The organism is Adlercreutzia murintestinalis (assembly GCF_943192905.1).
Classification (GTDB): Bacteria; Actinomycetota; Coriobacteriia; order Coriobacteriales; family Eggerthellaceae; genus Adlercreutzia_A; species Adlercreutzia_A murintestinalis.
Genome location: NZ_CALPCC010000025.1, coordinates 1 through 22,829 on the forward strand (window position 1 = coordinate 1; position 22,829 = coordinate 22,829).

A 22,829-nucleotide genomic window follows, 5' to 3' on the forward strand; every position below is an offset into this window, starting at 1 on the left:
GTTCGGGCTCCGCGATAATTCTGCCGAGGTAGCTGGAACTCAAAACGATGCCGCTGGTGAAGCCGCCTCAAGCGCTCCCGCGGGTAACGATTCTCAAACAACAAACGAATCTGATGAAAACAGCGGTGCTAGTGCGCTAAATCGCAATCCGTACGCATGCGAGCTCTACGCTCCGGCTGACAAGGCCACCGGCGTTACGAGCATCTCCATTCCTGCCTCGGTCGAATCAATTGACCCGGGCTTCTTCCAGCTGTTCCCGAACGTCACTGCTATCAGCGTGGCTGCGGACAGCGCTCATTTCCAAAGCTATAACGGCATGCTCTTCGGTGTGAACGACGCCAACGAGCCAACTGACCTCCTCCTCGTCCCGGAGGGTATGGAGGGTATAGCCGTGCTCCCTGATGGATTGGCCACCGTCCCTGCTTGTGCATTTTCCCGTTGCCTAAAGCTTTCGGCCGTCCAGATGTCAGGGAGCACCGGCGTTTCTGCCCTCGAAGGCGCTGCCTTCACCACCCGAGACGGTATTTTGTATCGGTACGATCAAGCCGACGAAAACAACGATTCCGAAAGCGACGGCGCTGCCCGCAGCCTGACGCTGGTGGCGGCACCGGCTGGCCTGGGCACCAGTGCGAAGATCGCGCCCGCGTGCGCCGCCATTGCCGAAGGAGCCTTCTGGGGCAACGATGCTCTGCGTACCATCGTAGCAACGGGCAGCGTATACGCCATCGAGCGCGGTGAGGCGGCTTCCGCCGAGGCCCAGCAGGCCCAGCAGACGCCGCCGACCGCTTCCAACAGCAGTGCGATCTCATATGCAACTTATCCGGCGTTCTCGGCGCAGGTTGCCGAAAGCGCCACCGTAACCCTGGCCTCCGACGACACGCGCGCCACGTGGGAGGATGCTGGCTTCACGCATTTCTCCCAGACGGCGCAACCTGGTGCCATGAGCGGCCCGGCGTGGGGCAACAGCGGCCTTACCTACACTCTGCTGGACGACTTCACGCTTTCTGTCCGCTGGGAAGGGGATACGACGCCTGTCCGGGTGGAGATTCCCGCGGAAGCCCAGATTGATGGCGTGTCGTATCGCGTATCTGCGCTTGAAAATGGCGCCTTTGAAGGACAGGACTCTCTTGCGGAGGTGGTCATTCCGAACACCGTGCTCACCATTGGTGCGCATGCGTTTGCGGATTGCACCGCGTTGACGGAGATTAGTGTTCCTGGCAGCGTTGACCGCATAGAGCAAAGCGCCTTTGAAGGCTGCGGTGCTCTTGTCGCCGTTTCACTGAACGAGGGGCTGCATAGCATTGCCGAGCGCGCGTTCGCGAACACGGCCATAACGGATGTGTTCGTGCCCGCGAGCACCTTAGAGGTGAGCGATGCCGCTTTCGCCGACTGCGTGAACCTCAAGACCGTGGTGGCGCGCGGAACGACGGGCGATGTTGCCACCTCTGCGTTGCAGGGCAATACGGGCGTGGATATCTATGTGCCGTATCGCGAAGACGAGACCTATGCGTGGTCGGTCGGTGCGCCAGCGGCGGGCAATCATCTGCTGCCTTATGGCGTGCAGATGCAGTCGGGCGTGCTTGAGCTGGAAGTTGGTCAGAGTGCTGATCTGTTCGAGGGCGGCATGTTGCTGGCCCCGGGTGACACTGAGGTCCAGTTCAGCTACAACGCCCAGTGCGCCAGCGTGGATGCAAGCGGTCTTGTAAATGCCAAGCAGCCTGGTCAAACTACGATCACCGCTGCGATAAGTCTAAATGATAGACAGCTTGCGAAAGCCGCTTGCGTGGTAACCATCAAGCACGGTGCCACGCAGACTGCACCTGGGTCAGATGAGAGCAATAGTGGCGAAGAAGGTGCTGGTGGCGCTAAAGAAGACGATGAAGAAGAAGGCGATGCTGACACAGCTGCTGACGGTGATCAGGATGTTGATGATGTAGACCCGAATGAGGAAAGCATTGCGCGACCGCCGGTGTTCAGCGCTGACCTTTCTTTGGAACCCTCTTCATCTGGAGCAATGCAGCAAGAGCGTCCTCAACTCGTCAGTGGTGAGTACTCTATCTTGGGTACTAGTGTGGACAATAAATCAGATGGAACCTCTCAAGGAACCCCGATTGCTGCTTCACCAATTATCTCGACTGAGGTGCAAGTGAGCAATTCTGGAAACGAACTAGAGGAAGGTCGCCCTGCGAACGTACCTGAAACGGACGGAGAAACATCGGCTCATCCTGCTAAAACTGACTCTGCAGGTGCTGGCGTGACAAGCGAAGAGAGCGATGTTTCTCAGTCAAACTTTGATGAGCTTGACGATACGACTGACTTAGATACGTCGGTCGAGCAAGATGAGAGAGATTCTGATCCATCAGCTATCGGTGAAATAGCTCAAAGTGCGAGTCGAGCGCTAAGTACGGCTGTTGCGATGATGCTTGCAGACGAAAATGAGGGCATCGATCTTCATGCCTCAGAAGAAACCAAGATACGAATTCGTGTGGCCGATACAAAAGGTGGCTCATTCAAGTGGTATTCAGCATACGACACAGCGAACTCTCAACCAGTTGAAAGTACGGTAACAAGAGGGCATACAGATGAGACATGGACATATTTGGACCATGTGAGTGTCCATGATGGTTGGGCGCACCTTTGGTGGGTTCCAAACAATGCAACGTCGAATTGGGGACAGGACAATCCTTATGATATTGAGGCAGTGTACGCCACCCCTAATAAGGGATACGAGCGGTCGCACACGATGTTTCGGCGCTATTCCAATGGTAGTTGGCATGACTGGGTCAAATTCACAGCAGATAATACAGATCGACAAGGTACCAAATCAGGAAATATGGAGTTGGTATTCTATTTCCAAAAGCAAACCTATAACGTGAATTGGTATGTGGACTATGGTTCAGGTCAGACGCTCTATCAGACCGATAGGGTAGTCTTTGAAAACGCCATGAATGTTCCTACGGCTCCTGCCCGTACTGGCTATACTTTTATGGGATGGTCCTCGAATCCGAATGCGACTTCTGGAACAAAAACCGGTTCTATGGGTAACTTAGGAGTCGGATCTGATAGTGCATCTGACAAAAATTTCTATGCTATCTGGAGTCCGACTCAATATACGCTAAGCGTAAATGGTAATGGAGGCACCTTTTCCGGAGCAACAACCACAGACGTGCGCTTCACCATTGAAACTGAAAAAATATCCATACCAACTCCTTACAGAGCCAATGCCACCTTTGTTGGCTGGACGGTCAGTGGAGATCTGGTTACGGCTAACAAAGGCTCGGGTCTTCAATTTGGCGGCGTGACATATGCTCCGGGGACCTGCAGGAATTTTTCTGAGATTTTGGGCACAGGAGTATGGGGAAATGCAACGCTTACCGCAGTTTGGCGTTACAGCATTACTTTGGTAGACAATCTTCCGCCAGCACATACCTCGAGTACCACGCTAGGAACGCTTTACTACTATCAAGGGTATGGATATGGCACATCTGCGTGGAGTGGGTATGATATAGAAACAAACAAAACCAAGATCATAAGTTACTTCGATACCACAACAGTACTCTTTGCTCCGCCGACCTATGGAGGCCATACATTCAGTGGATTCTATACTGCTCGTACTGGTTATACGCAGCGGCTCACCAATGCTGGAAAGCTTTATACGGCTCATGAGGTAGGAGAAAATACTATCTGGTATGCTCATTGGACCGCTATCTCTTATACGATCACTTTGAATCCGAACGGTGGGAATCTTGGCTCCGGTGCTGGAGTAAGTAAGACTCTTTCGTATAAACGAGGCGTTAGTGGTTTTTATGATTCAGATCATGGTACGGATAAGACGACAGGAAACACCCCGACTCGCGACGGATGGGAATTTGTCGGTTGGGTCGGCTCGGCGCCGTCCGGATCTCCTGCGTATGACACATGGTTAACGGATAATATTCCTCACAAAAATTGGTATGCATCTAATACGATATACGGCGACTATACCTTGAAGGCACTTTGGAGAGCTACGTTCACTCTCGAGGGCAATGCTCCAGACCGTCCTATAGCATCAACAGTACAGCAGTCCACGATCAAGGCCTATTACTATACCGATCGCGGTTTTAGCACGGATTGGTTAGGTTCAAGTGACACTACATTCAAAGAGGCGTCCAATTTTAAGAAAGGTGGAGCGAAGCTTCTTTCTAAGGCACCAACATGCTCGGATTCTAACTGGGGGTTTGGAGGGTACCATTCCGAACTAGATGCAAGCGGCGGCGGCTACGTTGCGCTTGATGCAAATGGTGTACTTCTTACTACCGCAGAAAATAATGTACTTAATCACAAAACGCTGAGCGGTAGCTGTACCTGGGAAGCATCTTGGACAGGTAAGACCTCTACTGCAAAACTTGAACCTGGTCCAGGTACGCAAAATACGTATAGCACAGTGTCCTATAGATATAGCAGCTCAACAAGTTATGTACAAGACTGTCAAGGCTTTCACGATCTTACCAGGATAAATATTCCTGTGCCTACCTATAGCGGATGGACTTTCCAAGGCTACTATTACGGCAATACTAAGATCTATGAGGTCTGCAATGTGGCCGGGCATAGTGGCCACCTCAAATCTCTCTATGCACTTCCAGCGGGTACATCTGGAAACATAACATTTACTGCGAGATGGGCACGCAACATTTCCTTGGATTTGAACGATGGAGTTTCCAATGGAAGCACATCAATCAGCATAGAGTATGGAGGACAACTTCCAAGCAAGCTGACGGCAGAGCAGACGCCAAAAAGCCCCACAGATCAGCCAACAGGTGTTACGTGGACGTTTGGCGGCTACTACTCATCTAAGACCGCATCAGATGGTACGTGCTACTACGATAGCTCAGGTGCTCGTCAATACTCGACAACAATCACCTCTACCACACCATCGACGATGTATGCGCGTTGGGTGCGTAATGTTGCCATTGATCCGAATAAGGGGTCGGGAGGCGACACGAGCATCCGGATTGTCAAAGGACGCACCCCACCAAGCATAGCCGAGAAACCAGAGCGTGATGGATATAAATTGAGCGGGTTCTATACGAGAAGCAGCGGCGGTTCAAAGGTGTACAGTGATGGCGGAATTTTACAAAGCGACTATTCCTCAGTCTCGATTCCTGCCACCATATATGCCCAATGGTCTGCAAAGGATGCATATATCTCCTTTAATCTCGTTCGATCTGGGGCAACAGGTGGTCCGGCAAGACTTACAGGCAAAACAGATCTCAAGATCACCGACCGCACGTTGCCGACTGCTATACCAAAATGTCCCGACTACAACTTTGCGGGATGGTATACCGAGGCCGAAGGCGGAGATCAAATTACGGAGCTCCCTGAGAAATACGGGGTCGGCACGATTACCTATTATGCACATTGGGCAAAGAAAAAAGACGCAACAGTGCGTGTATATGCACATCTTGACAATTACAACATGGGAGGCTGGCTGGATGAAGAAAGGACTGTTCAAGGGGTAGTTTATAAGTTGGCGCCCGATACAGGTGATTTCCCGATTGATCTTGTTGCTACCCCTGATGATGGATTTGAATTTGCATATTGGGCAGTTCCCAATGGCTCAAAAGTTTCCGATGCATCAACATGGAAGCCTTCGCGTCCATCTACCGGGTGGGGCGAAGGGACTGTTTGGACGTACTATGCGCACTTCAAGCTCAAAACATATACGATTTCATATTCTTGCGCGGAATGCGGTGAACTTGAACATGACAGCACTGATCCGTGTAAACATGTGACAAGCTTGAAGGCATTACCTACCTCGTTCAATTTCTACAACATTAATTTCGACAGTACCCTCTTTATTGGGAACCCTACGATGAAGCCCTATTACTCGTTCGGAGGTTGGACAGGGACTGATGTAACCGATAACAATGAGTATGCCCAATCTATCCCCGTTGAAACGTTAGGAAATAAGGTATACACCATCCATGCTAATCCTATTTCATATAGGTTTACGCTTGATGCGGGGGCAGGCGCTTGGAATGCGGAGGATCTTAAGACCTTTAGCATTGACGGGAACAACTCGCATTCAGCTTATCGTACCTATACAGTAGAGACTCCCGCGTTCGAGCTGCCCGTGCCAAGATGGTCAGGACACACTTTCGATTATTGGGTCATTCTTACCAACAATGGACAAACGCATACCAGTGCTTTGACTACTACGTTTACTCCAGGCATAGGTGAATATGGTGATTTCAAATATAAAGCAGTATGGTCCACCAATCCCTATCAAATAACCTATGAGTTAGGTGATGACCGAGGGGCCGAATATGGCGCAGGCTCTTTGCCTGAGGGATCAGATAATCCGCTTAACTACAACTATGATTCCGAGAATTTTACGCTGCCAATTCCTACTCGTATCGGTTATGACTTCCTTGGATGGACGGAAACTATAGAAATAGAGGATCCTCCGAGCGGCCTTGCTGGAACATCACCAGCTCCCGCCATTGTGGGTAGCGATCCTCAAATTGACGTGACCATACCAACGCATTCATGGGGGAATCGCACCTACAAGGCACATTGGCGCGCACACGTATACGATATTACGTTCGATACCACACCGGGCGCCTGGGCAGACCCGCAACCAGACAACCCTATGGTTGCTACCTACGACGAAGACGTCGTGCTGCCCAAGGCCCCTAAGCGTGCACGTTATCTCTTCGATAGCTGGAAGATCACTTATACCGACGTGAACGGCACCGAGGTAACGGCCGCCTATGCGGCAGATGAACACCTCGCGCGCCCGAACTTCATATCGGTGGTAGGAACGCGCGCGGACGAGGCGCCCGAGAAGCGCGGCACCGTCACCTTCTCGGCCATATGGGTGCCGAACCTCAACGTGGTTGTGCCCGTAGGGGGACAAGGCGTGCACATGGGCCTTTCCTTGAAGTCCGGCAACGGAGCCGATCCGTTTGCACCTGACGAGAGCGAACTGGGGCATGCCACCATCGAGAACCGCTCGGATGGCGCGCTCAAGGTCGTTTCGGTCAAACCAAACCCGAACACCGACTACGATGCGCTCAAGGACAATGCCCTTGCCATCTTCGCGGATGAGCAAGCCCTGGGCAAAGCGTCCTTCACCGTGCATCCCGTTGTGAAAAACGGCGAAGTGCAAGTGGCGCGTTTTGGGATCGCTGACGCTTCCGGCGAACTGCGGCCCGACGACATTCCCGACGATCAGAAGATCCTCTATGAGGATTGGACCAACGACGAATATGGCTTGCATGCGCGCGGCTGGTGGCTGCTTCCCTACTACAACGATTGGGATACTCACTCGCTCGATCTCATATACACCCTTGATATGAAGACAACTCCTGCCGGAGACGAGCTGGGTGTGAAAGATCGCCTGATGCCGGAGGATGTGAACCTGCCCGCAGCAGCAAGTTTGCAGGTGGCAGACCTTGTCTACACCTTCGCGCTGGTCACTCCCTAAGCACCACCTTCGCGCAAAACCAAAGAGTAATAACCGACCACCCTAGAGAAAGTGCACCTTCATGCCCAACGACAACAACACACACGAACAGTTTCCTACGCAGATGCCTGCGGCGAACGTCTCGCGTCGTCCGCACGTTTCGGAGGCCGCAGGCGCGCATATGCCAAAAACAAGCGGTGGCCCTGAGGGTGCGAAGACGCCCTTGCCGCCCGTGTCTGACCCGCGCACGAATGCGGCTTCGCCAGGGTCGGCGCAACCTGTTCCGCCTGCCCGGTCAAGCGTGCGGCGCAATATCATCGTGGTGCTCTTGATCCTGGTGATGGCCATTGCTGTGTGGCTTTTGGTGTGGCTGTTCGCTTGCAACGGGTCGTCTTTGTTCGACCCGAGCGCCCAAACGGGGCAAGCGCCATACAAGACCGATGAAGAGATACAAGCTGAGCTTGACCGCGTGGTTGAAGAGGGCATGTTCAACATCTCGATCGCAAGCGTGATCGAGTTTGAAGACGGCACCAGTGAGGGCACAGCCTATATCGAAAACGTGCCGGGTAACCACTACAACATGCAAGTGAGCATCGCCGAGGACGAAACGGGCGATGTGCTCTACGAGTCTGGCGTGCTTGCCCCCAATCAATACATCGAGAAGATCGCGCTTGCGAAGGACTTGGAGCCGGGGACCTATGAGGCCACGGCAACCTTCCGTGCGGTCGATACCACCACCTTCGACGAGATTGGCCAGGCGGCTGCCAAAGTCTCCATCGTGGTCCTGAATTGAGGTCAAACGTGCATCGGGAGTGCACTTGACATAGAGCAAGGAAGAAATGGCTTGAAGACAAAAGGAGGAAAAGCCATGAAGAAGACAAGCAAGCTGTTGGGTAGCATCGCTCTTACTGCAGCGCTCGCACTGGGAACGGCAGTGCCAGCATTCGCCGCACCGTCCACAGATGCCAATGGCGACTTTGAACCGGTGGTTACCTGGAACACCGATGAAGATGGCAACATCGTGCCTGAGACCATCAAGGATGGCGTGGATGCGGGTGCTGATACGCCGGTCTACATTGACGTGAAGCGCTCGAACATTGATGTGGCCGTGCCCATTGAACTGCGGCTGGTGGCTGAGACCGCAGGCGGCAGCCTGATCTGCCCGAGCGATGGCGTCTATAGCGTCATCAACTACTCCACCAACACCGCCGTCTACATCAACAAGGTTGAGGTTCAGTACAACGAAGAGGTCAACAAGGATGGCGTGAACTGGCTGCTCGTGCAAGACAGCACGCTGGTTGGCGATGGTGTTGAGCCTGCGCTGGGCGGCCCTGCTTTCGGCAATCTGCTGGTGAAGCTCAACGCTCCTGGTGCCGTCAGCGCTGACAGCTACGTTCTTGATGTGGATAACCCCAAGGTGCCCACGCAGGCCTCTGCCTGGAAGATCAGCAAGGCGGTGGATGACGGGGATGGCGGCATCGTTGAGAAGCGCTTCCCGCTGAACTTCGACGCTTCTTCTGAGAGCTCCATCGTGGAAGACGCGGATGCCGCGAACATCTTTAGCCAGGGTGACGGTGCAGAGAAGGCCGCAGCAGATGCTTTCAAGCTGAAGTACACCATCTCCACTGCGCGTCCCATAGCGTAGGCAGAAGGAGAATGTGACCCATGCCGGGGCAAACGAATACAGGCCAGCAGAATAGTGGTCAGCTGAGACAGTCGCAGCCGTACATGCCTACGGGCAATCAGCCTGGCCACTATGGCATGGGCCAGCAGCTACCGCAGCCCTACCAGGGGCAGCAGGTTTGGTACGGGCAGCCAGGCGCATACGGGACAGGTGCGCCGCAGGCTGCCCAGCCAGCCGCGGTGCAAGGGTATGCCTCTGTGCCGGGCGGAAGTGCGGCAGCAGCAGGTATGCCGGGGCACGCAGGGGTGCCTACCTACGTGCCGCCACGCACCTCAGTGGCGCCGCAAGAGCCCAAGCGTCGGCGCAAAGCCGCAATGTGGATCGTGCTCATCATCCTTGCGCTTGTGGCGGCAGCGGTCGTTGCGTTTATGCTGCTCAACCCCGCCAAGAGCGCCCGGTCGGGCGATGTTGGCCAGCTTGAGGGCAAGTCGGCTGCAGAGGTGCAGGCGGAGCTTGACCGGGTGGTTGAAGAGGGCATGTTCAACATCTCCATTGCGAGCGTGGTCGAGCTCGCAGATGGCGCAAGCGAAGGCGAACTGCGCATAGAGAATGTGCCGAACAACAACTATCTGATGCGGGTAGAGATCACGCGCAGCGATACCGGTGAACTGTTGTATCAGACCGACGTGATCGAGCCTAACCACCACATCCAATCGGACACGCTTGATGTGGACCTTGATCCGGGAAGCTACGAGTGCACCGCCACGTTCTTCGCGCTCGATCCGGAAACGGAAGATGAAATCGGGCAAGTTGCCGCCGCCATGAAGATCAACGTGCTCGGTTAAACATCAACGTGTTTGGCTAGGTGGTGCGCGGATGTTTTCGGCATGGCAGACGCAAGGGCTTGCATGAGTTGCGCGGGGATGCTTGAGCGCGCATGAGTGTTGGTAAAGGGACAAAAACTGGGAACTTCGATGTTGAGGATGCTGTTATGAGAAGCCTATTGAACAAGATCGCATCGTGCGCGTTCGCGGCAGCGCTGGCGCTTGGCCTTGTGCCAACGTCTGCGTTCGCAACGGACACGTCCTACCAGGTGAACCGTAGCGCTCAGGTGGGCGCACAGGCGCTTCCTTCTGTGGAAGAGGGGCCTATTGTGAGCATCAGTGATGGTGCCCGAAGCGCGGATACCGCGGTCTTCGTCGATGTGGTCTCAGGCTTCGAGCTGATCGAGATGAGCGGTGAGCCTACGCATCTGATCAGTGGCGAAGGCGTACAGGCAATACTTGACGCAACAGCAGGGTCGCTTTTCGCAACCGTAAGCGGCTGGGCAGGAAACGTGTCCGCTACCTGGACGGTCAATGGAGCGGTCTATGAGGCGCTCGAAGATGTTGGGTCGGATGGCACCTTCAACGGACGCTTTTTGCTGCCGCTTTCCGCAGGGGAGGCGCAAGGTGCGCTTCGCCTCGAAGCGCCCGGGTTCTATGAGTGCGTCTTCAGCGCTACCGACAGTTCAAAGGCCACGGTTACCGGCACGGTGTGGATAGAAGTGCTCGCACCAGGGCAGACAAGCGATTATGCGGACAAAACGGTCTATCCGGTGCACGACCAAACCATCCACGACGGCACCACCGACGGTGCTCCTGAGACGTTCGCCGAGCCTTCTCTGACGGGCAGCATCCACAAGAACGTCGTGCACGTGAGCGCGGTTGACATCAGCCAAACCACCAACGCTCAAGCGTGGGGACATCTGCAAGAACTTGCGGCGCGTGCAAACAGTACGAACCCGCCTCATCTTGTCTCGGCGTATTCGCTTGCCACGCTTTTCGACCGCCCCACCCAGGGCTCTCCCGCACCGTATCGCGGGGAACTCTCGGTAGTGCTTCCGGTGCCGCAGAATGCGGGCATCGTTGCAGGTCAGAGCGTGTATGTGGTGGGCTATGACGAGCGCGGGGACAAGCAGGCGTTTCTCTGTAACGTACGTGCTGACGAGACCGGTGCGCTGTACGTGAGCTTCTCTACGCAAGAATCAGAGGGCCTTGGCGTGTTCGGCATTGCGGTGCGCGCAACAGAAGATGAGCGCGCGCTTACCGTAGAGGCTTCAGTGCAAGGCTCGGGGTTTATCAACTATGAAGGGACCTATCGCTTCCCCGCTCGTGAGACTATACGGTACATCTTCACGCCTGTTGCTGGCTGGCGTCTGGCGCAAGTCACCTCGGATGTTGATGCGCTTGTACCCCCGGAGACTGCAACTACCCTTGGGTACTGGGATGTTGATCTGTCACGCGTGCCAAGCGACAGGGATACGGTTTCGATCGTGGCTGTCTTCGAGCCAATTCCGGAAGGGCCGGGCACCGAAGATCCTGCCGTGAAGCATACGCTCACCGTTGAGGTGGAAGACAGCGCTACTTGTCCTGGTGAGGTGTACATCAACGAGGTTCAGGCAAGCCCCACCCATCGCTTCGAATTTGGCGCGACCGACACCATAGAGCTTCGTGCGCAGCCGACCACGCCTAGTCAAAGCGTTGCAAGCGCGACCATACAGATTGGGCAGGGCGAGCCAGTGCCGCTTGCGCTCTATGATATGCGTGCCTTCATCTATGGTATAGCCGATGATGCGCACATTGTCGTGCGCTTCTCGAAAGAGATCGCGCCTCCTGTTGCGACCCACCAGGTTACCCTAGACGTGGTGGGAGGTCAGGCAGGGCACGGTTCCATTGACACCACGTGGGCCGACGGTGGCGCAACAACTCATGTCGTGCGCACGGTCGCAGACGGTGCTTCTGCGATCTTCAATCTGTTCCCAGAGCCAGGATATGGAATCTATACGGTCATGGATGGCACCATTGAGATCGGGTCGTGGCTCAATCGCGGAGAGGGTAGTGGATTCGAGCTGCGCATTCCTGATATCCATCGCGATCACACCATCGAAGTGGAGTTTAGAAGAACAGAAGAGTTGCCCGATGTGGTACCGCCCGAGTCGTATGTGACCATCCAGACAGAATCGGTGGTGCAAGCGGGTAGCACGCAGGCGCGCCCTGCTATCGTCACGCCGCCTTCGGTGGTCATACCAGCGCAGACGGGTTACAGCTTCTATGTGATTCCGGCAAACGACCAGGGTGCGCTTGCCAGCGTGCACGTCAAGGGCACCGATGAACTGAGCTGGCACGATATAACGGATACGGTCGCAGCCTCATGGGTGGAGTGGCCCAATAGGCCCGAGGGCAGCACGTCGACGGGCTACTACGAGCTTACCCTTGACGCGGTCGCGCAAGATACGTTCGTGCGCGTGGTGTTCCGGGATCGCACGGCTGATGATCCGGTGCATGACCCCACTCCCACCCGCAAGGTCACCATCAATGTGAAGCACGAAGACGGGGCAAGCGGCACGGTGTCGCCCAACACGGTGGGCAAGCCGCCTCTGGTAGTGCCGGTGGGGGCGAAGGTGCAGGTGGTCGTCATCTGTGACGATGGGAGCTGGGGTTATGTTGATCGCACCGCTCCCGTGCGTACGGGACAAGACGCCAGTGCGGACGAAACGGGCGATGTGCGCACCGAGGTGAAGCTTGATCAGAGCAAGCCTGATGATGCCTTCGGTGACGGGGATACCTTCGAGATCCCCGATAGCGACGAGGACCAAGACATCACCATCACTTTTAGGCCCACCAAGCCCAATGGCAGTTCGAGCAGTTCGAGCTCGAGCAGCGCCTCAAGCTCTGCGGGTTCGTCTGCTGGTTCCTCCACCGGCAGCTCCGCGGGCTCTTCGGGCGGCAACACGGGTTCAGGCGTGATTACGGTAGTGCCTGTGCTGGTGCCCGGACAAGATGGCAAGGTGCACGGCAGCGTTTCGCCTGCAACTCCTGTGCAGGTGCATCGCGGAGACAGCGTTGGGTTCACCTTCCAGGCGGAGATGGGCTATCGCGTTGAGCTTTCTGTGGGCAGCCGCGTTCTGACCACCAATGCAGGAGCCTCCTATACGCTCGCGAACGTGCAAACCGATACCGAGCTGCGCATAGCATTCGTGCAGCGTACCGCGGAAGATGGCTTGAGCGCTACCGAGCGGCCGGTGCATCGCTTGACGAGTCTTGCTCGCACCGGAGATCTGGTTGCTCCCCTTGTTTTGGCGTGCGCGACGCTTGCTGCTGCCGCTGCTGGTATTGCGCTGTTGGCGGCTGCCCGCAGGCGCAAGAAGGCCGATGGAACAGAGTGCAGCTGATCTAGTTCGATTGAGCCTGATCCGCCTTTGATACAGCACCGACTATGTCATTCTTACAGATGAAAAAGTGGCACAGATGCCACTTTTACGGACGAATATCACCTCAGTCGCGTTCACACAGCTAAAGGAGCTGAAATGCAACGAGCGGTAGAGCATGATGCGCACCCGCGCGCCCCGGTGGTCTCCAAATCGCCGCATCTGCGATCTTTTCGCGCGCTTGAGCTGTTGATAGCAGTATCATTTCGCTAATCTGTATCAAGTACGCACGCTCGCACATGCGGTGTTTCGGGAGTTTGGAGGAACTTATGGCAGATATCACCGAGGTCGACTATATCTGGATGAACGGCAAGCTGATCCCGTGGGCCGATGCGAACGTGCATGTGCTGTCGCATTCGCTGCACTACGGTTCGGGCGTATTCGAGGGTATCCGCTGCTACAAGGACCCCGATTCCGACCGCAGCTTCATCTTCCGTCTACGCGACCATATGGAGCGGCTGCACCGCAGCGCGAAGATAGCCGCCATTGACCTGCCCTATACGGTCGATCAGCTGTGCGAGGCCACGGTGGAGACCATCCGGGCGAACAATCTGCCCGCGTGCTACATCCGCCCGCTGGTGTTCCGCGGTTACGGCGTTATGGGCGTGGACCCGTCCGGCGCGCCCACCGATGTGATCATCGCGTGCTGGCCGTGGGAGGCCTATCTGGGCGAAGAAGCGCTCGCGAATGGCGTGGCGGTCGGCGTGTCCAGCTGGCGCCAGCGCTCCATCAACGCCATCCCGCCTGCGGTGAAGGCCACCGCTTCGTACTTCAACTCGCTCATGGCGAAGCTTGAGGCGAAGGAGCACGGTTATGCTGAGGCCATCATGCTGAACGAAGAGGGACTGGTCTGCGAAGGCACCGGCGAGAATCTGTTCGTGGTGCGCAATGGCATCATGAGCACTCCGCCGCTTTCCGACGGCGTGCTGGAGGGCATCACGCGCGACACGGTGCTGACCATTGCCGACGAGCTGGGCATTCCGGCGGGCGAGGAAAGCCTGACCCGCAGCGACCTGTACGTGGCTGACGAGGTGTTCATGACGGGCAGCGCCGCCGAACTGACGCCCATCGGGTCGGTTGATGGCCGCGTGGTGGGCAAGCCCGGGCCGGTCACGCGTCAGCTGCAGGACCGCTTCTTCAAGATCGCCTACGGACATGCCGAAGAGTACGCCGATTGGCTCACGCAGATCTAAGTGACGAAGGTATTCACATACGATTGCACGCTGCGCGATGGAGAGCAATGCGAAGGGGTCAGCCTGTCGCTTGAGGACAAGCTGCTGATCGCGCGGCGGCTGGACGAATTCGGCATCGATTTCATCGAAGGTGGGTTTCCGGCCAGCAATCCGAAGGACATCGCCTTCTTCAAGGCCGTGCAGCACATGCGCTTCGAGCATGCGCAGATCGCGGCGTTCGGCAGTACCTGCCGCAAGGGGGTGGCGCCGCAGGACGACCAAGGGCTGCGCGACCTGCTTGAATGCGGTGCGCCGGTGGTCACCATCGTGGGCAAGACGTGGGACAAGCAGGTGCTGTTAGCCCTGCAAGCGGAGCTTGACGAGAACTTGCGCATGATCGGCGAGTCGGTGGCGTATTTGAAGGCGGCGGGGCGCCGCGTGGTGTTCGATGCGGAGCATTTCTTCGACGGCTATGCGAGCGATCCGGCCTATGCGCTGGCGTGCGTGCGTGCGGCGCATGAGGCAGGCGCGGACAGCATCGATCTGTGCGAGACGAACGGCGGCGCGCTTCCCTTCGAGGTGGAGCGCATCGTGGCCGAGGTGGCTGCGGCGCTGCCGGGTCAGGCGCTGGGCATTCACTGTCATAACGATTCAGGGTGCGCGGTGGCCAATTCGCTGGCGGCGGTGCGTGCAGGGGCCACGCAGGTGCAGGGCACGGTGAATGGCTTGGGCGAGCGCGTGGGCAACACCGATCTGCTGACGGTCATCGCCGATCTGGAATTGAAGATGGGACGGCACGCGGTAGGCGAGCGCAACCTGCGGCAGTTGACCGAGGTGTCCCATTTCGTGGCCGAAGTGGCGGGTATGCCGGTGTCAGCCCACCATCCGTATACGGGGCGCAGCGCTTTCGCGCACAAGGGCGGCTTGCATGCAAGCGCCATCGCGCGCTTCCCCGAGGCCTACGAGCACGCGAAGCCGCAGGCGGTGGGCAATGACGCGCGCATGGTGGTCAGCGAACTGGCGGGCAAGGCATCGCTGTTGCAGAAGGCCGCGGCGTTGGGCTTTGACCTGGAGGCAGAAGGTGCCGATATTCAGGCCATCTTGGATGACATCAAGCAGCGCGAGGCGCGCGGTTTCACCTACGAGATGGCAGACGGGTCGTTGGCGTTGCTGCTGATGCGGCATCTGGGGCAGTATCAGCCTGCCTTCACGTTGGAAAGCTTCCGCGTCATCGTGGACGATCATGAGGACCGCGGCGCGCTGGCTAAGGATGCTGCCAGTGAGGCTACCATCAAGATACACGTGGGCGACCAGCGTTTCGTGGCTACGGGCGAAGGCGCTGGCCCGGTGGGAGCGCTGGATACAGCGCTGCGCATGGCTATCAGCGATGCGTATCCGCAAGTTGCCCAGCTTGAACTGGCGGACTACAAGGTGCGCCTGCCCGACGAGAGCCAAGGCACCGATGCGTTGACGCGCGTGACCATTACCACGGCCGATGGGCAGGGCACGTTCGGCACGGTCGGTGTGTCCGAGAACGTGCTGGAAGCGTCATGGAACGCGCTGGTGGAATCCATCGAGTACGGCTTGTTGCGAATGGAGCGGCAGAATGGCTGACGCAGGTGCGCGCGCGCAGATTCGCACGCGGGAGGTCGACGATCTTCTACACGTGCTGGCTGCCATGGAGAAGCCAGACGGCATCTTCGATCTGCTCGAGGACATGTTCACCATCCGCGAGATACGCGAGACGTCGCAGCGGCTGGCGGTGGCGCGCTTGCTTGATGCCGGCCTTTCGTATTCCGCTATTGAGAAGGAAACGGGTGCGTCGGCAACCACCATCGCGCGCGTGTCGAAGTGCCTGACGTACGGCACGGGCGGCTATCGCAAGGCGCTTGACGTGTTGGCCGAGGGCCAAGGCGACTAACGAGTGAGGCAAAGGCGAAAGCAAGCAGAATACGAGCAGAACGAACAGCAGTAGCAAGACTGCCCAAACGGTTGGCGTCGGGCGCTAAAAAAGAGACCGCCCTGCCGGACGGCCTCTTTCATCTGTGTAGATGCGCTCGTGAAATGCTGCGCGCGAGGCTCTATGCGAGAGACGCTCGGCGGCATTTCGCAGCATGCGCCCACGCAGTGCCCATACAGTCCTAGCCACCGCGGCGTTCGATGGGCGCTCGGCGGCACCGCTGCCTCTTAGAACTCCTTGAAGGCGCTCTTCGGGGCGAAGCAGATGGGGCACTTCTCGAAATCGTCGCCCTTGTGGATGTAGCCGCACACCGGGCACAGGTAGAACTTACGATCGTCCGGCGCGTCGATGTTGTTGTAGGCATCCAGATACAGCTCGGCGTGCACGCTCTCGGCCAGCTTAGCGCGGGTGAACACCATCTGCGCGGCAGCTTCGTCCTCGTCGATAGCCACCTTGATGAACGACGGATACATATCGGAGGTCTCGTAGATCTCGCCCAGCGCACCGCTGATCAGGTCAACGTCCGTCTTGAACGTGGCAACGTCGGTCGGCGGTTCGGGCGGCACGTAGTCCGGCTCCTTCTTCTTGATCTCGGCTACTTCCAGCTTGATGTGAATCTGCTCGGCAGCCGAGGTGCAAGCGAACTGGCGCGCGATCTGGTCATAGCCAGCTTCAGCCGCAGCCTTGCTGAACGCGGCGTACTTCGCGCTGGCGCCCGTTTCGCCATTGACGGCGCTCTTCAGATTCTCCAGCGTGGTGCCCACCTGCGTTTGGCTGTCGGGCACGATGTTGAAGTTCGTGGAATTGCCGGCGTCAGGCATGACGTCGCGAACCTTCATGGTCATAATGTCTCCTTCTTCGCTTCAGCGTTTTAAAACTGTTGAACATGATAGTGGATTCTGAGGATTTTGGCCGCGCTGCTGCCAAACCGTTTTCGGATTTTCGCAAGGGCGTCGCAGCGTTGCAGTATGATTGAGCGCAAAACCGGCGAAAGGATGACGATGGAACGCGAATCTGCATGGAAGAAATACACTGAGGCCGACCTTGTGCGTGTTGAGGAACTGGCGGCCGAGTACAAGCAGTGGATCAGCGCCAACAAGACCGAGCGCGAGTGTTGCGCCGATGCCGTGCGTCAGGCGGAGGCTGCGGGCTATGTGCCGCTGGCGGAGGCGGTGCGCGAGGGGCGCGCGCTCAAGCCGGGCGACAAGGTGTGGGCCACCTCGCAGGGCAAGGCGCTCGTGCTGGTGCACCTGGGCGGCCGACCCCTGGAAGAGGGCATGAACATCCTGGGCGCGCACATCGATTCACCGCGGCTGGATATCAAGCAGAATCCGCTGTACGAGAAGGACGGGTTCACACTGCTTGACACGCACTACTACGGCGGCATCAAGAAGTATCAGTGGGTTGCGCTGCCGCTGGCGTTGCATGGCGTGGTGGCGAAGACCGACGGCACGGTGGTGCCGGTGGTGCTGGGCGAGGATGCGAGCGACCCCGTATTTTGCGTAACTGATCTGCTGCCGCATTTGGGGCAGAAGCAAATGGAGAAGAAGGGCTCCGAGGTCGTGGAGGGCGAGGACCTGGATGTGCTGGTGGGCAACCGCGTGGTGGATGGGGCTTCCGACGCAGCGGACGGGAAAGACGCGAAGGACCCGGTGAAGGCGTTCACGTTGAAACTATTGGCCGAGAAGTACGGCATCAAGGAAGAGGACTTCCTGTCGGCCGAGCTGGAGGTGGTGCCCGCAGGTGCCGCGCGCGATCTGGGATTCGACCGCAGTATGGTGCTGGGATACGGGCAGGACGACCGCGTGTGCGCGTATACGTCGCTGCGCGCGCAGCTGGCGCTGGCGGATGCGCAGGTGGACACCACGGCCGTATGCGTGCTGGTTGACAAGGAAGAGATCGGCAGCGTGGGCGCCACCGGCATGGAGAGTGCCTTCTTCGAGAATGCGATCGCTGAGGTGATGGAGCTGGCCGGGCAGGGTGGTTCGCTGCCGCTGCGTCGCGCGCTGGCCGCTTCGCGCATGCTATCAAGTGATGTGTCCGCTGGCGTGGACCCAGCCTACGGGAGCGTGTTCGAGCCGAAGAATTCTGCGTATCTGGGGCACGGGCTGGTGTTCAACAAATACACCGGCGCGCGCGGGAAGAGCGGCAGCAACGATGCCCGCGCCGAGTTCGTGGCGCGCGTGCGGCGCGTGATGGACGATGCGGAGGTCAGCTTCCAAACTGCCGAGCTGGGTCGGGTGGATGCGGGCGGCGGCGGCACGATCGCCTTCATTCCGGCGCGCTTCGGCATGGATGTGATCGACAGCGGCGTGGCGGTGCTCAGTATGCACAGCCCCTGGGAAGTTACCAGCAAAGCCGATATTTACGAGGCGTACCGGGGCTATCAGGCGTTCTTGTTGAATGCGTAAGCGCTGCCCGCCGGCGGTTCGCCTTCGTGCGTGTCGCGGGCTGCAAAGCGTGTGGCCGCACGTTTGAGAGCATCTGAGCGCCAATGTGCGCCGTCTTCGGAAACTCGCTGAGGGTTAGGCGAAGTCTTGGCGCGTCATGGGCTCCTGCGGCAGCGGCTGCTTGCGGCGGTGACCCCAGATGCGCCGGATATGCTCCAAGATCAGCTGGGCGCGCGTCCCAATCAGATCGGTGGTGGTTGCCAAGAACTGTCCCACTTCGGCATAGGGCAGTTCGATCTGCTCGATCAGCTCGTTGGGTTCGGGCTGCGGTGCGCCGTCGCGGATAACGCGCGCCATGATCACCTGCACGTTCTCTTCGGTAAGGCCGGTGGACGAGTACCCAGCCTGACGCAGTACCAGGGTCGCATTGTCGCCATAAGCTGGGTTGATGCGGCAGCCGACTTCCTCCATGAGCTCGCGCTGTGCGCATTGGCGGATGGTCTCGCCGGGCTCCATCAGCCCAGCTGGAAACGAGAGGCACCACGCATTGAGCGGATAGCGGAATTCGCGGATCAGCAGCACCGTATCGTTGGGCAGCAGCGGCACGATGCACACCGCATCGGGTTGTGGCGCCGGGCCGCCGGTCGCAACTGCCGCGTTCGCGCGGAGCGCCGCTTCATAGCGTTCCAACCCTTTGCGGCTTGCCGCCTCGTATTCTATGTGCGAGCCGTCGGGCATCCGGTAGGTCAGCAGGTATTTGTTCACCCAACCGCTGCTCACCTGCTCTACGTGCAACAGTTCGGGCGTGGCTGGATCCGCGAGGGGTTCGGATGTGTCCGGGTTCCCCAGAAACTCAGGAGCGGTCGGATCCGCAAGGGACTCTGACATAGCCTGGCCCGCAAGAGACTCCGGCGTGGCTGGTTCGGTCGTACGCTGGTGCTCGTTCATTTTTGGTGCCTCCTTGCGCCTTTCGCCCGCACTTCGCTGAAAGTGACTTCCCATGCGGCGGTATCGGCTATTTCCCGTTCGATGGCAGGGCCTATTTCATCTTTGAGCTCGGGCAGGTATTTCATGCAGAGCGCCACCAGTACCTTGCGGATGCGCGCGGTATCTTGGATGGGGCTGATGCGCCCGCTTGCCACCACCGACGCAAAGCGCGTAGTGAAGAACGTGTCCTCAAAACAGGGCTCCACCTCGGTGGCGACCGCTACGCTGACCCGCGCGTCGCGGTGCCAGTCATCCATTTTGTGGCCATGGGTGTTAGTAGTGTGGATGCAGAGCTTGCCGTCCAGCATCACGTATGACAGAGGCACGCCGTACGGTGCGCCGTCTTCGTCCACGGTGGAGATAACGCAGTATTCGCCCGCTTCCAGGATCGCATACGCCTCTTCCAAGCTGAGCTCGCGGTCGGCCATGCGCATCTGGTATCTGTCCATCTCGCATCCTTTCTTGGTTGCTTCTTCGGCAGCTCTTCGGTGGCGCTTTGATAGTACTTCGGTAGTGCCTCTGTTGCCTGCTGTCTTTATTGCACGGCTCCTATTGTCCCAGCGATAGCGTCGGCTTCGCTTACAGGCTGCCCGTTACCCTTTTTGGCAATGCCTCTGCTGCCCCTCCGGCACGGTTTCTGTTGCTCTTTTCAGTGATACTGTCGCCTTTCATTCGCCAGCCGTCCGTTGCCCTTTCGGTAGTGGATCCCGCTGTTCTTTCCAGCAGTCGCCTCGGCCGTTTCCCCAACAGCGCACGGTGACGCTATATGCTCATCTGCCCAGCCCCAACCATCTGCTAGCTTTGCCCAGCCTCAATCATCTACTAGCTTAGTGTACGCCTAAATGCACCCCAAACGCAGCGAGGCGACTCATCGATGAGCCGCCTCGTCTGTTGGACGTCAGGGGAAACGTCCGTTGGAAACCGTCTCTGGGTCTCCGCATTCATCGGAAACCTAGGGACGTCGGTTTCCAGTTCGGAAGATGTGGGATGTCATCTTCCATTGGTGAAGATGCGGGTCACATCTTCGGCTCGGGAAGAAGGGGGTATCTTCCCTAAGGGAAAAGGAGGAAGGGAACTCCCTTTGCGTATCTGCATCTTACGCCGCAGACCGCAAAAGCAAGGGTTGAGGGTGTGTGCATTACCGTTGCGCCACTTAATGTTCACCGTTCTGTAATCGTACGTGGGCGCCGATCCCGAGTATGTGCCCATGCTGTGTGCGCAATAAAAACGCCATTTCGGCTTGGTTTTGGGAATTTTAGCCGCTAATGCGAGCTTAAACATCGCGAGATCGCTTCACACGGTTTTTCGCTATGCTGTTTCCCCAGTTCAGAGTGTTGAGGGTTTTCGGGGGTCTGCTCAAGGCGAGTCGGTTGGCTCGCATTAACGGCTCAAATTCCCAAAAAGTGGTCGCAAAAGGCAAAATTCCTCAATGTTGCTCCGAAACCATGCGAAACTGCCCGGTAGTCCCTTGTGTTAGCCGATCCCTTCTTACGCTAGTTAGCATTTGGGAGAGCTGTGCTCCGTGCATAAATATCTGTAACCAGTTTGCGGGAAGCCCTGAAAGAGAGGGCGGGAGTCTCTGAGATGTGCATGTGATCCTGGTCGCTTTTCAATGGAACGCAGTGCAGAGAATGAAAAGCAGTATGGAGCGTGGAAAACAGAGCAGAGAGTGGAAAACAGTGTAGTGAATGGAAAAAGCGTAGAGAGTGGAAAGCAGTATGGAGAATAAAAGGCAGCCTAGAGTAATGGTGAAGGCGCTCCAAGAGAGCGGAAAGGAAAAAGGGTAGGAAGGAAATGGAGGGGCAAGAAGCTCCACGCTGCGAAAGGGCTACAAGGTAATGGTGAAGGTGGTCTCGCCGTTCTCGCTTTCGGCCTCGATGGTGCCCTCATGGGCCACGATGATCTCCTTGGCGATGGCCAAGCCCAGCCCCGCGCCCCCGGATTGCGCATTGCGCGCGCCGTCTTCGCGGTAGAACTTCTCGAAGATGCTCTCCAAGTGCTCGGGCGATATCTCGCGCCCGTGGTCGGTCACGGTGATCATCCAACCAGCCGCATGCGCCCCGCGCCCCTCGCGCTGCGCCCGCACGCTCACGGTAGTGCCTGCATCAGCATAGGCCACGGCGTTGCGCATCACATTGCCCACCGCGCGCGCCAGCTTCTCGCCGTCGACGAAAATCGTCTGGCCTTCGGGCGCTTTGACCGTGATGCTCACGTTTTTCTCCGAGGCCTGCGGAAAGAACTCATCGGCGATCTGCTCAAGGAACAGTTGCACGTCAACCGTGCTGCGCTCGATGGGGATAGCCTGCAGGTTATAGCGGGTGATCTCGAAGAATTCCTCGATCAGCGATTCCAGCCGCTCAGCTTTCATGAACGCCGTGCGCGTGAAGCGCTGTCGTTGCTCGGCTGGTAGGTCGGGCGACTCATCCAAAAGCGAAAGGTAGCCGATCACCGAGGTGAGCGGCGTGCGGATGTCGTGGGCCAGATACGCCACCAGCTCGTTCTTGCGCTGCTCGGCCGCCGCCGCCGCGCGCTCGTCGGCGAGCGCCTCCAAGCGAATGCGGTTCAGCTCGCCCTGCGCGATAGCCAGTTTCGACGACAGCTCCACCGGGCGCGTGCGATCGGCCATGAGTCCCGCCACCGCGCCAGACAGCTCGTCGAAACACCGCAGCGACCGCTGCATCTGCCACAAAACGATCACCAGGCAGCCCATCAGATAAAGCAGCACAGCCACCGGCAGTTTCAACACCTTCACCGACCGGTACGTGGTCAGATCGCGCGCGACGAACGGCGCATAGGTACCGCTTTCGCCCTCTGACCAGACATCCCAGTTGCCGTTGGTTCCCTCCGCCATGCGCTCGAAGTCTTCCCAGGCAGCGTAAAATGCCAGCATATCAAGCGTCAGCGGCACGGTCTGCGCATGCGCATAATCGTTGACCCCGTCGGGAAGATGCTGCTCAAACTCGCCCACCGTCCAGGCGGGCAGCGCGCTGCCCGATGCGC

The 22,829-nt window shown here is 57.8% G+C and carries 13 protein-coding genes; 9 read left to right on the forward strand and 4 right to left on the reverse strand.

Features of this window, described 5'->3' with window-relative positions; genetic code table 11:
• Positions 1-277: 277 nt before the first annotated feature.
• The 8 genes from NFR19_RS07970 to NFR19_RS08005 all read left to right on the forward strand — a co-directional run bounded on the left by NFR19_RS07970 (position 278) and on the right by NFR19_RS08005 (position 16,413).
• Positions 278-7,468, forward strand: a complete 7,191-nt coding sequence (locus NFR19_RS07970) for a leucine-rich repeat protein (protein WP_251213266.1) — start codon at positions 278-280, stop codon at positions 7,466-7,468.
• A gap of 61 nt (positions 7,469-7,529) precedes the next feature.
• Positions 7,530-8,240 carry a hypothetical protein gene (locus NFR19_RS07975; RefSeq protein WP_251213267.1) on the forward strand — a complete coding sequence of 237 codons (711 nt, stop codon included), beginning with the start codon at positions 7,530-7,532 and terminating at the stop codon, positions 8,238-8,240.
• A gap of 75 nt (positions 8,241-8,315) precedes the next feature.
• Positions 8,316-9,092, forward strand: coding sequence for a hypothetical protein (locus NFR19_RS07980; RefSeq protein WP_251213268.1), 777 nt, complete (start codon positions 8,316-8,318; stop codon positions 9,090-9,092).
• Between the two features lie 20 nt (positions 9,093-9,112).
• Entirely contained in the window at positions 9,113-9,916 is an 804-nt protein-coding gene (locus NFR19_RS07985) for a hypothetical protein (RefSeq protein WP_251213269.1), read from the forward strand.
• Between the two features lie 146 nt (positions 9,917-10,062).
• A complete protein-coding gene (locus tag NFR19_RS07990; RefSeq protein ID WP_251213270.1) occupies positions 10,063-13,284 on the forward strand; it encodes a hypothetical protein in 3,222 nt (1,073 codons plus the stop codon).
• A gap of 305 nt (positions 13,285-13,589) precedes the next feature.
• Positions 13,590-14,513 (forward strand): branched-chain amino acid transaminase, encoded by a 924-nt coding sequence (locus tag NFR19_RS07995; RefSeq protein ID WP_251213271.1) that lies wholly within the window; start codon positions 13,590-13,592, stop codon positions 14,511-14,513.
• Entirely contained in the window at positions 14,514-16,106 is a 1,593-nt protein-coding gene (gene cimA / locus NFR19_RS08000) for a citramalate synthase (protein WP_251213272.1), read from the forward strand.
• Positions 16,099-16,413, forward strand: coding sequence for a YerC/YecD family TrpR-related protein (locus NFR19_RS08005; protein WP_251213273.1), 315 nt, complete (start codon positions 16,099-16,101; stop codon positions 16,411-16,413). Before cimA ends, NFR19_RS08005 begins: the two co-directional genes overlap by 8 nt.
• 266 nt (positions 16,414-16,679) lie before the next feature.
• Here NFR19_RS08005 and ngr read toward each other — a convergent pair whose 3' ends face one another.
• Positions 16,680-17,297, reverse strand: a complete 618-nt coding sequence (gene ngr, locus NFR19_RS08010; RefSeq protein WP_349665529.1) for a nigerythrin — start codon at positions 17,295-17,297, stop codon at positions 16,680-16,682.
• Positions 17,298-17,453: 156 nt separating this feature from the next.
• On the opposite strand from ngr, the gene NFR19_RS08015 reads away from it, so the two are divergent.
• On the forward strand, positions 17,454-18,863 hold the full coding sequence (locus NFR19_RS08015) for an aminopeptidase (protein WP_251213274.1): 1,410 nt from the start codon (positions 17,454-17,456) through the stop codon (positions 18,861-18,863).
• A gap of 114 nt (positions 18,864-18,977) precedes the next feature.
• Here NFR19_RS08015 and NFR19_RS08020 read toward each other — a convergent pair whose 3' ends face one another.
• From NFR19_RS08020 to NFR19_RS08030, 3 genes are all read right to left on the reverse strand, one after another.
• A complete protein-coding gene (locus tag NFR19_RS08020) occupies positions 18,978-19,790 on the reverse strand; it encodes an NUDIX hydrolase (protein ID WP_251213275.1) in 813 nt (270 codons plus the stop codon).
• Entirely contained in the window at positions 19,787-20,278 is a 492-nt protein-coding gene (locus NFR19_RS08025; protein ID WP_251213276.1) for a pyridoxamine 5'-phosphate oxidase family protein, read from the reverse strand. Before NFR19_RS08025 ends, NFR19_RS08020 begins: the two co-directional genes overlap by 4 nt.
• A gap of 1,379 nt (positions 20,279-21,657) precedes the next feature.
• Positions 21,658-22,829: sensor histidine kinase (locus NFR19_RS08030; RefSeq protein ID WP_251213277.1), on the reverse strand; the 1,172-nt coding region annotated here is incomplete at its 5' end.